Here is a 14,532-nt window from a genome sequence, read left to right on the forward strand (position 1 = left end):
GCGTACCCCAGCGTGCCCGCACCGCGCACCTGCACGCACCCCGCGCCGCGAACCGGCGGCAGGGGCCCCCGCTGCGCCGCAACCGCGGCCAGATTCTCTCCACCGCTCGTGACCCCGCGACGGTCGGTAAAGGAGTCCCGCATGTCTCGCCGCACGCATGTCCGCGTGAGCACGGCCGCCCTCGCGGCCACCACTGCCCTGCTGGTGACCGCGATCCCCGTGGCCGTGGCCCAGGCCGCCCCCGCCGCCCCCTCCCCGGCCGGCCAGGTCGCCTCCCAGCAGGCCGCCGCCGGGCAGGCCCAACTGCTCTCCGACGCGGGCAGCCGCTCCGCCGCCTTCGCCCAGGGCCTGGGCCTGGGCGCCCAGGAGAAGCTGGTGGTCAAGGACGCGTCCAAGGACGCCGACGGCACCCAGCACTTCCGCTACGAGCGCACCTACGGCGGACTGCCCGTCCTGGGCGGCGACCTGATCGTCCACCAGGCCGCCAACGGCACCACCAAGGGCGTCGACCGGGCCTCCACCGCCTCGCTGGACGGCCTGTCCACCACCCCGAAGCTGGCCGCCGCCAAGGGCCAGGCCACCGCGCTGGCCGCCCAGGCGGGCTCCGCCCTGGAGACCGCGCCCCGCCTGGTGGTGTGGGCCGCCGACAACCACCCGCGGCTGGCCTGGGAGACCGTGGTCTCCGGCGTCCAGGAGGACGGCACCCCGAGCAAGCTCCACGTGGTCACCGACGCCACCAGCGGCGACGTGATCCAGAAGTGGGAGGGCGTGCAGACCGGCACCGGCAACGGCGTCTTCGTCGGCAGCGTCACCCTCGGCACCTCGCAGTCGGGCTCCAACTACCAGCTCAAGGACCCGACCCGCGGCAACATGTACACCACCAACCTGAACAACGGGACCAGCGGCACCGGCACGCTGTACTCGAAGAGCACCGACAGCTGGGGCGACGGCACCGTCTCCAACAAGGAGTCCGCGGCCGTCGACGCCCACTACGGCGTCGCGATGACCTGGGACTACTACAAGAACACCTTCGGCCGCAACGGCATCCGCAACGACGGTGTCGGCGCGTACAGCCGGGTCCACTACGGCAGCAACTACGTCAACGCCTTCTGGGACGACAGCTGCTTCTGCATGACCTACGGCGACGGCGCCTCCAACACCCACCCGCTGACCGAACTCGACGTCGCGGGCCACGAGATGACGCACGGCGTCACCTCCAACACCGCGGGCCTGAACTACTCGGGCGAGTCCGGCGGCCTCAACGAGTCCACCTCGGACGTGTTCGGCACCATGGTCGAGTTCTACGCGAACCTGCCCAAGGACAACCCGGACTACCTGATCGGCGAGCTGATCAACATCAACGGCGACGGCACGCCGCTGCGCTACATGGACAAGCCCTCCAAGGACGGCTCCTCGGCCGACTCCTGGTACAGCGGCGTCGGCAACCTCGACGTCCACTACTCCTCCGGCGTCGGCAACCACCTCTTCTACCTGCTGGCCGAGGGCAGCGGCGCCAAGACGATCAACGGCGTCAGCTACAACTCGCCGACCGCCAACGGCATCACCGTCACCGGCATCGGCCGGGACAAGGCCGCCGCCATCTGGTACCGGGCGCTCACCACCTACTGGACCTCCACCACCAACTACGCCAGCGCCCGGGCCGGCATGCTCTCCGCCGCCACCGACCTGTACGGCTCCGGCTCCGCCGAGTACAACGCCACCGCCACCGCCTGGGCCGCCGTCAACGTCGGCTCGCTGCCCAGCACCGGCGGCCCGACCGTCACCAGCCCGGGCAACCAGTCCACCGCGGTCAACGGCGCCGTCAGCCTGCAGATCAAGGCCACCGGCGGCACCGCGCCGCTCAGCTACTCGGCCACCGGCCTGCCCACCGGGCTGTCCATCAACGCCTCCACCGGCCTGATCAGCGGCACCGCCACCGCGGCCGGGACGTACAACGTCACCGTCACCGCCAAGGACGCCGCCAACAAGACCGGCACCGCCTCCTTCACCTGGACCGTCACCTCCGGCGGCGGCACCGGCTGCACCCCGACCCAGCTGCTCGGCAACCCCGGCTTCGAGACCGGCACCGCCAGCCCCTGGACCGCCTCCTCCGGCGTGGTCGACAACTCCTCCTCCGAGGCCGCCCACAGCGGCTCCTGGAAGGCCTGGATGGACGGCTACGGCTCCGCCCACACCGACACCCTCGCGCAGACCGTGACCGTCCCGGCCGGCTGCAAGGCCACCTTCAGCTACTGGCTGCACATCGACACCGCCGAGTCCGGCAGCACCGCGTACGACAAGCTGACCGTGACCGTCAACGGCACCACGGTCGCGACCCACTCGAACGTCAACGCGGCCACCGGCTACACCCAGAAGAGCATCGACCTGTCGGCCTACGCGGGCCAGAGCGTCACGGTGAAGTTCACCGCGGTCGAGGACTCCTCGCTGCAGACCTCCTTCGTGATCGACGACACCGCCGTCCAGACCGGCTGAACCCGGTAGACCGCCGGGGCCCGGCAGCCGCACCGCAGCGGCTGCCGGGCCCCGGCGCGTCCGGGCGGTCCGGGCCCGCGGGGGCGTCCGGACGGTGAGATCCCGGAAACCCCCGGGCAACACGAAACACTGCCGAAACACCGGTGACGACGGCGCGAAATCCGGCCCGGCGACACTCCCCGCATGCTCCTCGCTGACTCCCCACCCACCCTGGACAGCGGCGACACCGCCTGGCTGCTGGCCTGCACCGCGCTCGTGCTGCTGATGACACCGGGCCTCGCGCTGTTCTACGGCGGCATGGTGCGCACCAAGAGCGTGCTCAACATGATCATGATGAGCTTCGTGTCGATCGCCGTGGTCACCGTGGTCTGGCTGCTGGCCGGCTACTCGCTGGCCTTCGGCAAGGACGCGGGCTGGGGCCTGATCGGCTCGCTCGACCACCTCGGCATGGCCGGGATCACCCCGCACAGCCTCACCGGGGACGTCCCCACCCTGCTGTTCGCGACCTTCCAGCTGACCTTCGCGATCATCACCGCCGCGCTGGTCTCCGGCGCCATCGCCGACCGCGCCAAGTTCGGCTCCTGGGTCGCCTTCACCGCCGTGTGGACGCTGCTGGTCTACGTCCCGGTCGCGCACTGGGTGTTCGCCCCCGACGGCTGGATCCTCAGGCACCTCGGCGCCCTCGACTTCGCGGGCGGCACCGTCGTCGAGGTCAACTGCGGCGCCAGCGGCCTCGCCCTGGCCCTGCTGCTGGGCCCGCGCCTCGGCTTCAAGAAGGAGGCGATGCGCCCGCACAACCTGCCGCTGGTGCTGCTGGGCGCGGGCCTGCTCTGGTTCGGCTGGTTCGGCTTCAACGGCGGCTCCGCGATGGGCGCCAACGGCCTGGCCGCCGCCGCGGTCCTCAACACCCAGGCGGCGGGCTGCGCGGGCCTGCTCGGCTGGCTGGTGGTGGAGAAGAAGCGCGACGGCCACGCCACCACCCTCGGCGCCGCCTCCGGCGCGGTCGCCGGACTGGTCGCCATCACCCCCTCCTGCGGCAGCGTCGACCTGTTCGGCGCCCTGGTCATCGGCCTGGCCGCCGGCGTGGTCTGCTGCTACGCGGTCAGCTGGAAGTTCCGCCTCGGCTACGACGACTCGCTCGACGTGGTCGGCGTGCACTTCGTGGCCGGCGTCCTCGGCACCGGGCTGATCGGCCTGTTCGCCACCGCCACGATGACCGGCGGCCCCGCCGGACTGCTGCACGGCGGCGGCCCCGGGCAGCTCTGCAAGCAGCTGGTCGCGGTGCTGGTGGTCGCCGGGTACGCGTTCGGCGCGACGTACGGCATCGGGTGGGCGATCGACCGGGTGATGGGCTTCCGGGCCGCGCCCGAGCACGAACTCACCGGCCTGGACCTCGCCGTGCACGCCGAGAACGCGTACGATCACGGCGTCCTGGGCCACGGCTCCGCCAGCGCCCACGCCAGCGTGCACCCGCACGGTGCGCCCGCCTCCGACAGGACCCGCACGGTATGAAGCTGATCACCGCCGTCGTCAAGCCGTTCAAGCTGGACGAGGTCAAGACCGCGCTGCAGGAACTCGGCGTGCACGGCCTGACCGTCACCGAGGCCAGCGGCTACGGGCGGCAGCACGGCCACACCGAGGTGTACCGCGGTGCGGAGTACCGGATCGACCTGGTGCCGAAGGTCCGGATCGAGGTGGTGGTGGAGGACGAGGACGCCGAGCGGGTCACCGACGCGATCGTGGCCGCCGCCCGGACCGGGAAGATCGGCGACGGCAAGGTCTGGGTGGTGCCGGTGGACGGCATCGTCCGGGTCCGCACCGGCGAGCGCGGTCCGGACGCGGTCTGACGGTACGTCAATCCGACGGCGGCCCCCGGGAGTTCCGGCTCCCGGGGGCCGTTCGCGCCGGTTAATCGGATGCGGGTCCGCCGGTCCCGGGCTATGGTCCCGGTGTGTCCTCCTTCCAGCAGATCTACGGCTGACGCGGCCGGGGCAGCGCCCCGAGCCCGTGCGTCCCGCCCGCCCGCGCGCCCTTCGGCGGCGCCCCGGCGGTGCGGTGTGTCGTCCACGCCCCCGTAGAACGGAAGCAGGTGCTCTCCGCATGACCCGTCGTGCCCACATCGCCATGGTCGGCATCCCGGCCGTCAGCCACGTCCGCCCGAGCCTGGAGGTGATCCGCGAGCTGGTCGCCCGCGGCCACCGGGTGACGTACGCCAACGACCCCGCGGTCGCCGAACTCATCGCCCCCACCGGTGCCGAGCTCGTCCCGTACCCCTCCACCCTGCCGGTCGCCGACCACGACTGGCCCGCGGACGCGATCGGCGCCATGCGCCTCTTCCTGGAGGACGCGATCGCGGTGCTGCCCCGGCTGCGCACGCACTACGACGCCGACCCGGCCGACCTCTACCTGTACGACATCGGCGCCTACGCGGCCCGGGCGCTGGCCGAGGCGCAGCGGCGGCCGGTCGTGCAGCTCTCGCCGACGATCGTCGGCTGGGAGGGGTACCAGGAGGAGGTCGGCGGGCAGCTGCGCGAACTGCCCGGCGCCGACGCCTACTTCGCCCGCTTCGCCGAGTGGCTGGCGGGCAGCGGCGCCACCACGCTCGACGTGGACGCGTTCTCCGGGCGGCCCGCCCGGGTCGTCGCGATGATCACCGAGGCGATGCAGCCGCACGCCGACCGGGTGGACCGCGGGGCGGTGGACTTCGTCGGCCCCTGCTTCGACCTGCGGGCCGAGCAGGGCGGTTGGCGGCGCCCGGCCGGGGCGGAGAAGGTGCTGCTGGTCTCGCTCGGCTCGGCGTTCACCCGGCAGCCGGAGTTCTACCGCGCCTGCCTGGCCGCCTTCGGCGACCTGCCCGGCTGGCACCTGGTGCTGCAGATCGGGAGGCACACCGACCCGGCGGAGCTCGGCGAGGTCCCGCCCGGCGTCGAGGTGCACCCCTGGGTGCCGCAGCGGTCGGTGCTGGCGCAGGCCGACGCCTTCGTCACGCACGCCGGGATGGGCGGCTGCGGGGAGGGGCTGCTCGCCGGGGTGCCGATGATCGCGGTGCCGCAGGCCGCCGAGCAGTTCATGAACGCCGACCGGCTGGTCGAGCTCGGCGTGGCCCGCCGGATCGACACCGCGGACGCCACGCCGCAGGCGCTGCGGACCGCACTGGCCGAGCTGGTCGGGGACCCGCGGGTGGCGGCCCGCTCGCGGGAGCTGAGCGCGCGGGCGAGGTCCGAGGGCGGCACCGCCCGCGCCTGCGACCTGATCGAGCAGCAGCTGGGCTGAGCCGCCGCGGCCGCGCGGGGAGCGCCGGTCCGCCGTCGACGAACTGTCAGCGGCGGGCCGGCGCTCCCGTTTCCGGAGGGATCAAGGGCAGGTCACGGGCGTGCAGCCTCCCTTGACGGGCGTCCGGGCGGACCCTATGGTCATGCCACTGCAAGTTTCCAGCAAGTTTCAACGCTCTTGCGGCTTCCTTGCAGTAGCGACCGTCCCCCCGTCGCGCTGACGGCACCACCCCCGCCGTCGCGGCCCCCCACCCTGCCGCCCCCCGTTCCGCGACCTGCGTCCGCGGCCCGGGCCTCCCCCAGGAGTGCTCCCTTGCCCACCTCCGCCCCCGTCCGCAGAAGGCGCCTCGCCGCCGCCACCACCGCGCTCGCCGCGCTCGGCCTCTCGGTCGGCGCCGGGCTCACGCTCGCCCCCACCGCCACCGCCACCCCTCCGGGCGGCAAGGACGTCACCGCCACCCTGTTCGAGTGGAAGTTCGACTCGGTGGCCAAGGCGTGCACCGACACCCTCGGCCCCAAGGGCTACGGCTTCGTCGAGGTCTCCCCGCCCCAGGAGCACATCCAGGGCGCCCAGTGGTGGACCTCCTACCAGCCCGTCAGCTACAAGATCGCGGGCCGGCTCGGCGACCGCACCTCGTTCCAGAACATGGTGAACACCTGCCACGCCGCGGGCGTCAAGGTGATCGCCGACTCGGTGGTCAACCACATGACCGCGGGCAGCGGCACCGGCACCGGCGGCACCGCCTACACCAAGTACAACTACCCGGGCTACTACCAGGACCAGGACTTCCACTCCTGCCGCCAGGCGATCAGCAACTACGGCGACCGCTCCAACGTGCAGAACTGCGAACTGGTCAACCTGGCCGACCTCGACACCGGCTCCGCCTACGTCCAGCAGACCATCGCCAACTACCTGAGCGACCTGCTCACCCTGGGCGTCGACGGCTTCCGGATCGACGCCGCCAAGCACATCGCCGCGAGCGACCTGGCCGCCATCAAGGCCAGGATGAGCAACCCGAACGCCTACTGGGTGCAGGAGGTCATCTACGGCGCGGGCGAGGCCGTCCAGCCCTCCGAGTACACCGGCAACGGCGACGTCGACGAGTTCCGCTCCGCGACCTGGCTGAAGAGCGCCTTCAACGGCGGCAGGATCTCCGACCTGCAGAGCTGGGGCAGCGGCCTGCTCGGCTCCGCCCAGGCCCGCACCTTCGTCGACAACTGGGACACCGAGCGCAACGGCTCGACCCTGAACTACAAGTACGGCTCCGCCTACACGCTGGCCAACGTCTTCCTGCTGGCCAACCCGTACGGCTCGCCGAACGTCTACTCCGGCTACGCGTTCAGCAACAACGACGACGGCCCGCCCAACGGCGGCACGGTCAACGCCTGCTACCAGGACGGCTGGAACTGCACCCACGCCTGGCGCCAGGTCGCCAACATGGTCGGCTTCCGCAACGCGGTCTCCGGCACCGGCATGACCAACTGGTGGTCCAACGGCAACAACGCGATCGGCTTCGGCCGCGGCAGCAAGGGCTACGTGGCGATCAACCGGGAGTCCGGCCCGATCACCCAGACCTTCCAGACCTCGCTGCCGGCCGGCAGCTACTGCGACGTCCAGCACGGCGACCCGGTGAGCGGCGGCGGCTGCACCGGCCAGAGCTACACCGTCGGTGCGGACGGCAGGTTCACCGCCACCGTCGGCGCGGGCGAGGCGGTCGCCCTGTACGTCGGCGCGGGCGGCGGCTCCACCGCCACGCCCACCCCGACCCCGACCCCGACGGCCACCGCCGGCAGCAACTCCGCGACCGTCTTCTACTCCACCGACAAGAACTGGTCGGCCTACTACCTGCACTACGCGCCCACCGGCGGCACCTGGACCACCGCCCCCGGCGTCGCGATGACCGCCGCCTGCACCGGCTGGGTCAAGTACACGGCCGCCCTCGGCAGCGCCACCGGCCTCGCCGCCACCTTCAACAACGGCTCCGGCACCTGGGACAACAACAACAGCGCCAACTACGCGCTGGGCACCGGCAACGTCACCGTCAAGGACGGCGTGATCGGCTCCGGCGACCCGTGCGCCACCGCCTCGCCCAGCCCGACCCCCACCCCGACGGCCACCTCCGCCACCAGCGGCGCGTCCTTCGCGGTCAACGCCACCACCACGGTCGGCCAGAACATCTACGTGGTCGGCGACGCCGCCGCACTCGGCGGCTGGGACACCTCGAAGGCGCTGCTGCTGTCCTCCGCCGCCTACCCGGTGTGGAAGCTGGACGTGGCGATGGGCGCCGGAACCGCCTTCCAGTACAAGTACGTCCGCAAGGACGCCGCCGGGAACGTCACCTGGGAGAGCGGGGCCAACCGCACCGCGACCGTCCCGGCCACCGGCCAGGTCGTGCTCAGCGACACCTGGCGGAACTGACCCCGCGCCGGTGGCCGCGGAGTAACGGCCTGGGCGGCCGAACCGCCCGAACGGGTGGAGTCCCGGCTCCTGCGGAGCCGGGACTCCACCGCGCTGGAAGCATCGGGCGGGTGAGCACCCCCACCCCCACCCTCCAGCCCCCCACCCCCATCCTGGACGTCGAGCTCTGCGGCGGCCGCTGGGACGGACACCTCAAGCGGGTCCGCCCCAGCGCGCCGCCGCCGTCGTTGCGGATGGTGCTGCGCGCCGAACTCCCCGACCCGGCGCGCGGCGAGCAGTGGCCCACCACCAGCGTGTACCGCTACGACCCGGACGGGGCGCGGCCGCGCTACCGCTACTCGCACGACGAGTGAGGCGTCCGGCGGCGGGCCGTCAGCCCCGGCCGACGTACGGCATCGCGGTGGCCATCACGGTGGCGAACTGCACGTTCGCCTCCAGCGGCAGCTCCGCCATGTGCCGCACCGTCCGGGCCACGTCCGCCACGTCCATGGTCGGCTCGGGCGCGATCCGGCCGTCCGCCTGCCGGACCCCGGTGGCCATCGCGGCCGTCATGTCGGTGGCCGCGTTGCCGATGTCGATCTGCCCGCAGGCGATCCGGTGGGGGCGGCCCTCCAGCGACAGGGCGCGGGTCAGGCCGGTGACGGCGTGCTTGGTCGCGGTGTAGGCGATCGCGTGCGGGCGGGGCACGTGGGCGGAGATCGAGCCGTTGTTGACGATCCGTCCGCCCTGCGGGTCCTGCGCCTTCATCCGGCGGAAGGCGGCCCGCGCGCAGAGGAAGGCGCCGGTCAGGTTGAGGTCGACCACGGCCCGCCAGTCGTCCGCCGCCACCTCCTCGACCGGGGCGGACGGGCCGAACGTCCCGGCGTTGTTGAACAGCAGGTCGATCCGGCCGAAGTGCCCGGCCGCGGCGTCGAACAGCGCCTCCACCTGCTCCTCGTCGGTGACGTCGGCGGGCACCGCCAGCACCCGGTCGGGCCCGAGCCCGGCGGCGGTCTCCGCCAGCGCCCCGGCCCGGCGCCCGGCCAGCACCAGCCGCCAGCCGGTCGAGGCGAGTTCGCGGGCCACGGCGCGGCCGACGCCGCTGCCCGCACCGGTGATGACGGCAACCTGCTGGGACACGCGCACACTCCTCGGGGTGGTTTCCGGACGCGGAACCCCATGATCGCCGGGGCGGGGCGCCGCGTCAGCCGGAGGAACGTCCAATCCCGCCCCGGGCCGCGGCCGACCCCCGCCGACCGGCGGGAACCACCCCCGCCGACCGGCGGGTCGTGGGCCCCGTCGCAACCGGGCCCGGGGGCGGCACGTCATAGGATCACGGGAGGCCCGGACCGCCGCAGCGTGCGCGGCCGGGGCCGCACCCCGGGGCGGCCGGTGGCAGTGTCGCGGCGTCCCCGGCCCTCACTGACCAGGGGCCGCACCCGGCTGTCGGGTCGGCCCCCCGCCCGGAGAGACCACCGTGCTGCCGCAGCCCCGTTCCGCCGTCCGCCGCTCCGCGGCCGCCGCCGCCCTGCTCGCCCTCGCCGTCCCGCTCACCGCCTGCGGCAGCTCCGGCAGCGCGTCCGACGCCCGGGCGGCGATCTCCGCCGACCGGAGCCCCGCGGCGCCGGCCGCGCCGGCGAGCAGCAGCCCGCCGCCGAAGCCGTCCAAGGTGCTGATGCCGACCGGCCCGGCCGCCCAGTTCTCGAAGGCCCGCGACACCAAGGCCGGTCCGATCCTGATGACCACCCTGACCGGCGCCAAGTCCGGGGTGAGCGGGAAGGTCTGGGTCTGGCTGCCCCCGCAGTACGACGACCCGAAGTACGCGAAGACCGGCTTCCCGGTGCTGACCCTGTACGCGGGCGGGCAGAGCGCGGGCTACAACACCTGGACGGACAACCAGCTGCCGATCCAGGAGATCGACCAGGAACTGGTCGCCCAGGGCAAGGCCCACCCGTTCATCATGATCATGCCGGTGCAGAACCTGGACTCCAACGAGTCCAAGGCGCTGGAGTGCGCCGACATCCCCGGCCAGCCGAAGATCGGCACCTGGATGGCCGAGGACCTCCCGGACTTCGTCCGCGCCAACTTCCGCACCGTCAGGGGCCGGGACGGCTGGGCCGTGATGGGCGCCTCCACCGGCGCGTTCTGCAGCGCCAAGCTCGCCCTGCAGCACCCCGACGTGTTCAAGGCCGCGGTGCCGATCGACGGCTACTGGAACCCGGACTCGCCGCTCTGGAAGGGCCACGAGCAGGAGCGGCTGGCCAACAGCCCCGACCAGCTGGTCGCCGCGGGCACCGCGGACGTGCGGATGCTGGCCACCGCGGGCGGCGCCAACGCGTACGAGACCAAGCTGGTGAAGAACTGGGTGGCCAAGGCCAAGGCACCCACCACCGTCGAGTACTACGAGCAGCCCGGCGGCAAGCACCTCACCTCGGACTTCAAGAAGATGATCCCCACCACGCTGGAGTGGCTGACCGCCAACACCGCCGGACCGGAGGCGGACTGACCGCGGACCGCGGACCGTCGCCCGCGGACCGTCGCCCGCGAACGAAGGCAAAGCCTTCGTCAAAAACCGCCACGGGTGGCCCGGAAACCGTCCTGACCTGCACATCAATCGGTCGTTGATTCGGCCCTGATGCACTGGGGACACCCTGGAGCCGTGGACCGGAGAACTGGACCGGGGTTTCGCCGCACCGCGGCCCCCGCTCCGGCCCGCCCAGACCGTCGTGAAGAGAGCGCCATGCCCCGTCACCTGCTGCCCGTCGGCCCCGCGACCACCCCCGCCCAGCGCGGGAACGGCACTGCCGCCCGGCAGGGCGGGGCGCCCGCCTCCGCCCCGGCGCCCGCTCCCGTCCGCGTCCCGGCCGCGGCCGAGCCGATCCCGTTCGCCGGGCTCACGCTGGTGCACGCCGCCGTCCGCCGCGACCTCGCCCGCATCCCGCAGGCGCTGCGCCTGCTCCAGCCCGACGACGCCGAGACGGCCGAGGCGCTCAAGCGGCACTGGGACTTCGTCACCGCCATGGTCACCTGCCACCACGAGCAGCAGGACACCCGGCTGTGGCCGGTGCTGCGGCGCTTCGCCCCCGAGCTGCGGCTGCTGCTCAACTGGCTGGAGTCCGACCACCACAACCTCGACCAGTGCTTCACCCGCACCACCACCCTGGTCGGCATCGCCACCCGCGACCCGGCCAGCGCCTGGTCGGTCTCCTACGCGGTCGAGGAGCTGGCCGCCCGGGTGGAGACCCACCTGCGGATCGAGGAGCGCCAGCTGCTGCCCCGGATGGCGGGCGTCTTCCCGCCCGGCTCCCGGATCGGCACCCTGCCCGAGCTGCTCGACCTGCTCCGCTTCGCCGACGGCCCGTCCGCCTCCGACGCCCTGGTCTGGCTGCTGGAGGGCGTCGACCCGGCCCGGGTCGACCGGTTGCTCGCCGACTGCGACGACGAGACGGCGCGCCACTGGCCGCACTGGCGCGACACCTACGCCCGCTGCACCGACCGGCTGTGGGGGCCGCCCGGGCAGTGACCCGGGCCCCGGAGGCGTCCGGGGCGTGAGCAGCGCGACCCGGGCATGGTGTCCCGGCGGGACTGGTGTCCCGCCGGGACATTTTCGGTAGTACGGTGGGGGCATGAGCAGCGAGCAGCCCGCACCCGCCACCGGCGGAACCGGCGCCCCCGCGCCCGGGGAGGCCGGGCGGCGCGAGCGCAAGGCCCGCCGCACCCGCGAGGCGATGGCCGCCGCCGCGCTGCGCCTCACCCTGGCGCACGGCCTCGCCGCCCTCGCCGTCGAGGACGTCACCGACGCCGCCGACGTCTCCCGGCGCACCTTCAGCCGCCACTTCGCCTCCCGCGAGGACGCCGTGCTGGACTGCCTGCGCGCCGACTTCGCCCGGATCAACGAGGCGCTCGCCGCCCGTCCCGCCGCCGAGGCGCCGGTCGCCGCCTACCGCGCCGCCGTCACCGCCTGGCTGCACGACCCCGACCCCGAGCACCCCGCCTGGCACCGCCGCCCCGGCATGCGCGACCTGTTCGTGCTGATCGACGAGGAACCCGCGCTGACCGCCGCGTTCCGGCGGATCTCGGTCGCCGAGGAGGAGCGCTCGATCCGGCTGGTCGCCGCCCGGCTCGGCCTGCACCCGGAGACCGACCTGCGGCCCGCCGTCGCCGTCGGCCTCGGCGTCGCCGCCCTGCACGCCGCCACCCGCACCTGGGTGCGCGACCCCGCGGGCGACCTGCCCACCCTGCTCGACCGCGCCTTCGACCTGGTGGCGGCCGAACCCCCGGACTGACCACCGTCGGACGGGAACAGCACCGACCGCGCCCACCCCTGCGCGGCGCACGAGAGGAACCACCACCCATGACCACCCAGGAGCCCGCCACCCAGGAGCCCGCCGTCGAGCGGGAGTTCGCCGGCCGCACCGCCCTCGTCACCGGAGGCGCCTCCGGCATCGGACTGGCCACCGCCACCCTGCTCGCCGCCCGCGGCGCGCACGTCGCGATCGCCGACCACGACCTGGACGGCGCCCGCGCGGCCGCCGCCGCCATCGAGGCCACCGGCGCGAAGGCGCTCGCCGTACCGCTCGACGTCACCGACCCGGACTCGGTCCGGGCCGCCGTCCGGGCCACCGTCGAGAGCCTCGGCCCGCTCCGCCTGGCCGTCAACAACGCGGGCATCGGCGGCCCGTCCGCCCCCACCGGCGAGTACGACCCCGAGGCGTGGCGCCGGGTGCTGGCCACCAACCTGGACGGCGTCTTCTACTCGCTGCGCCACGAACTGCCCGAAATCCTCGCGGCGGGCGGCGGCGCGATCGTCAACATGGCCTCCATCCTCGGCACCAACGGCTTCGCCGGATCGCCCGCGTACGTCGCCGCCAAGCACGGCGTGGTCGGGCTGACCAAGACCACCGCGATCGAGTACGCCGCGCAGGGCGTGCGGGTCAACGCGGTCGGCCCCGGCTTCATCGACACCCCGCTGCTCAGGGACACCGACCCCGCCGGACGCGAACTGCTGGTCTCGCTGCACCCGGCCGGGCGCCTCGGCCGCGCCGAGGAGGTCGCCGAGCTGACCGCCTTCCTGCTGTCGGACCGGGCGTCCTTCGTCACCGGCAGCTACCACCTGGTCGACGGCGGCTACGCCGCCCGCTGAGCCGAAACGATTCCGGGGGGCCGTCCGCGGGGGGATCCGCGCGAAGGAGCGTCGAAACCATGAAGGCAGTCCAGTACCGCACCGTCGGCGGCCACCCCGAGGTGGTCACCGTCCCCGACCCCGAGCCCGGCCCCGGGCAGGTCCTGCTGAAGGTCACCGCCGCGGGCGTCTGCCACTCCGACATCGCCGTGATGAGCTGGCCCGCCGAGCAGCTGCCGTTCCCGCTGCCGCTGACCCTCGGCCACGAGGGCGTCGGCACCGTCGCCGCGCTCGGCGCGGGCGTCACCGGCCTCACCGAGGGCGAGTCGGTCGCGGTGTACGGCCCGTGGGGCTGCGGCAGCTGCGCCAAGTGCGCGGAGGGCAAGGAGAACTACTGCCTGCGCGCGGGCAGCCTCGGCATCATGCCGCCCGGGCTGGGCGCGCCCGGCGCGATGGCCGAGTACATGGTCGTCGACGACCCGCGGCACCTCGTCCCGCTCGGCGACCTCGACCCGGTGCGCACCGTCCCGCTCACCGACGCCGGGCTGACGCCGTACCACGCGATCAAGCGCTCGCTGCCCAAGCTCGTCCCCGGCTCCACCGCGGTCGTCATCGGCACCGGCGGCCTCGGGCACGTCGCGATCCAGCTGCTGCGGACGATGACCGCGGCCCGGGTGGTCGCGCTCGACGTCACCGAGGAGAAGCTCGCCCTGGCCCGGACGGTCGGCGCGCACGAGGCGGTGCTCTCGGACGGCGCGGCGGCCGGGAAGGTGCGCGAACTCACCGCCGGGCTGGGCGCGCAGGCCGTGTTCGACTTCGTCGGCGCCCCGCCCACCACCGCCCTGGCCGGGCAGCTCGTCGCCGTCGAGGGCGACGTCACGGTCGTCGGCATCGGCGGCGGCACCCTGGCGGTCGGCTTCGGCGTCCTGCCGTACGAGGTCTCCGTCACCTCCCCGTACTGGGGCAGCCGCTCCGAGCTGATCGAGGTCCTCGACCTGGCCCGGGCCGGCGCGGTCGACGTGCACGTCGAGACGTACGGCCTCGACGAGGCCCCGCTCGCCTACGAGCGCCTGCACGCGGGCAAGGTCAACGGCCGGGCGGTGATCCTGCCCAACGGCTGAGAAAGTGTGGGGTAATTGGCTAGCTACTGATCGTTGAGGTCGTCGGCGAGGCGGCGGGCTGCTTCGGTCTCGATGGGGCCGCGTGGTTCGATCTCCTCGCCGGCGAGGCGGGCGGCCATGAGGCGG

General features: G+C 73.6%; 12 protein-coding genes. 11 read left to right on the forward strand and 1 reads right to left on the reverse strand.

The genetic code is table 11. From position 1 onward, the window contains the following. Nucleotides 1–141: 141 nt before the first annotated feature. From QSK52_RS23720 to QSK52_RS23745, 6 genes are all read left to right on the forward strand, one after another. On the forward strand, nt 142–2,493 hold the full coding sequence (locus QSK52_RS23720) for a M4 family metallopeptidase (RefSeq protein WP_285738155.1): 2,352 nt from the start codon (nt 142–144) through the stop codon (nt 2,491–2,493). A 183-nt stretch (nt 2,494–2,676) separates the two neighbouring features. Then, on the forward strand, nt 2,677–4,005 hold the full coding sequence (locus tag QSK52_RS23725; protein WP_285738156.1) for an ammonium transporter: 1,329 nt from the start codon (nt 2,677–2,679) through the stop codon (nt 4,003–4,005). After that, nucleotides 4,002–4,340, forward strand: a complete 339-nt coding sequence (locus QSK52_RS23730) for a P-II family nitrogen regulator (RefSeq protein ID WP_014135467.1) — start codon at nt 4,002–4,004, stop codon at nt 4,338–4,340. Before QSK52_RS23725 ends, QSK52_RS23730 begins: the two co-directional genes overlap by 4 nt. A 253-nt stretch (nt 4,341–4,593) precedes the next feature. Further along, the gene (locus QSK52_RS23735) at nt 4,594–5,766 is read left to right on the forward strand and encodes a macrolide family glycosyltransferase (protein ID WP_352230303.1); all 1,173 of its coding nucleotides are present in this window, start codon (nt 4,594–4,596) and stop codon (nt 5,764–5,766) included. A gap of 312 nt (nt 5,767–6,078) precedes the next feature. Continuing rightward, nucleotides 6,079–8,184, forward strand: a complete 2,106-nt coding sequence (locus QSK52_RS23740) for a carbohydrate binding domain-containing protein (protein ID WP_435053338.1) — start codon at nt 6,079–6,081, stop codon at nt 8,182–8,184. Nucleotides 8,185–8,294: 110 nt separating this feature from the next. Beyond that, nucleotides 8,295–8,537, forward strand: coding sequence for a hypothetical protein (locus QSK52_RS23745; RefSeq protein ID WP_285738157.1), 243 nt, complete (start codon nt 8,295–8,297; stop codon nt 8,535–8,537). Nucleotides 8,538–8,556: 19 nt separating this feature from the next. On the opposite strand, the gene QSK52_RS23750 is transcribed toward QSK52_RS23745, so the two are convergent. Further along, nucleotides 8,557–9,303, reverse strand: a complete 747-nt coding sequence (locus QSK52_RS23750; RefSeq protein WP_435053339.1) for an SDR family oxidoreductase — start codon at nt 9,301–9,303, stop codon at nt 8,557–8,559. 337 nt (nt 9,304–9,640) lie between these two features. Here QSK52_RS23750 and QSK52_RS23755 point away from each other — a divergent pair, with 337 nt between their 5' ends. The 5 genes from QSK52_RS23755 to QSK52_RS23775 all read left to right on the forward strand — a co-directional run bounded on the left by QSK52_RS23755 (nt 9,641) and on the right by QSK52_RS23775 (nt 14,406). After that, the gene (locus tag QSK52_RS23755) at nt 9,641–10,669 is read left to right on the forward strand and encodes an alpha/beta hydrolase (RefSeq protein ID WP_285738159.1); all 1,029 of its coding nucleotides are present in this window, start codon (nt 9,641–9,643) and stop codon (nt 10,667–10,669) included. A gap of 234 nt (nt 10,670–10,903) precedes the next feature. Beyond that, complete coding sequence (locus QSK52_RS23760; RefSeq protein ID WP_285738160.1) at nt 10,904–11,686, forward strand: hemerythrin domain-containing protein; 783 nt, start codon at nt 10,904–10,906, stop codon at nt 11,684–11,686. A 103-nt stretch (nt 11,687–11,789) separates the two neighbouring features. Beyond that, nucleotides 11,790–12,449, forward strand: coding sequence for a TetR family transcriptional regulator (locus QSK52_RS23765; RefSeq protein ID WP_285738161.1), 660 nt, complete (start codon nt 11,790–11,792; stop codon nt 12,447–12,449). A 68-nt stretch (nt 12,450–12,517) separates the two neighbouring features. Beyond that, nucleotides 12,518–13,306 carry an SDR family NAD(P)-dependent oxidoreductase gene (locus QSK52_RS23770; RefSeq protein WP_285738162.1) on the forward strand — a complete coding sequence of 263 codons (789 nt, stop codon included), beginning with the start codon at nt 12,518–12,520 and terminating at the stop codon, nt 13,304–13,306. A 59-nt stretch (nt 13,307–13,365) separates the two neighbouring features. Next, nucleotides 13,366–14,406, forward strand: coding sequence for an NAD(P)-dependent alcohol dehydrogenase (locus QSK52_RS23775; protein ID WP_285738163.1), 1,041 nt, complete (start codon nt 13,366–13,368; stop codon nt 14,404–14,406). The last annotated feature ends 126 nt before the right edge of the window (nt 14,407–14,532 follow it).

Source organism: Kitasatospora phosalacinea, assembly GCF_030268885.1.
Classification (GTDB): Bacteria; Actinomycetota; Actinomycetes; order Streptomycetales; family Streptomycetaceae; genus Kitasatospora; species Kitasatospora phosalacinea_C.

Bases quoted from the DNA above. Each gene is read 5' to 3' on its own strand.
- QSK52_RS23775 (WP_285738163.1), top strand. From the start codon at position 13,366: ATGAAGGCAGTCCAGTACCGCACCGTCGGCGGCCACCCCGAGGTGGTC.
- QSK52_RS23735 (WP_352230303.1), top strand. From the start codon at position 4,594: ATGACCCGTCGTGCCCACATCGCCATGGTCGGCATCCCGGCCGTCAGC.
- QSK52_RS23760 (WP_285738160.1), top strand. From the start codon at position 10,904: ATGCCCCGTCACCTGCTGCCCGTCGGCCCCGCGACCACCCCCGCCCAG.
- QSK52_RS23765 (WP_285738161.1), top strand. From the start codon at position 11,790: ATGAGCAGCGAGCAGCCCGCACCCGCCACCGGCGGAACCGGCGCCCCC.
- QSK52_RS23770 (WP_285738162.1), top strand. From the start codon at position 12,518: ATGACCACCCAGGAGCCCGCCACCCAGGAGCCCGCCGTCGAGCGGGAG.
- QSK52_RS23720 (WP_285738155.1), top strand. From the start codon at position 142: ATGTCTCGCCGCACGCATGTCCGCGTGAGCACGGCCGCCCTCGCGGCC.
- QSK52_RS23725 (WP_285738156.1), top strand. From the start codon at position 2,677: ATGCTCCTCGCTGACTCCCCACCCACCCTGGACAGCGGCGACACCGCC.
- QSK52_RS23730 (WP_014135467.1), top strand. From the start codon at position 4,002: ATGAAGCTGATCACCGCCGTCGTCAAGCCGTTCAAGCTGGACGAGGTC.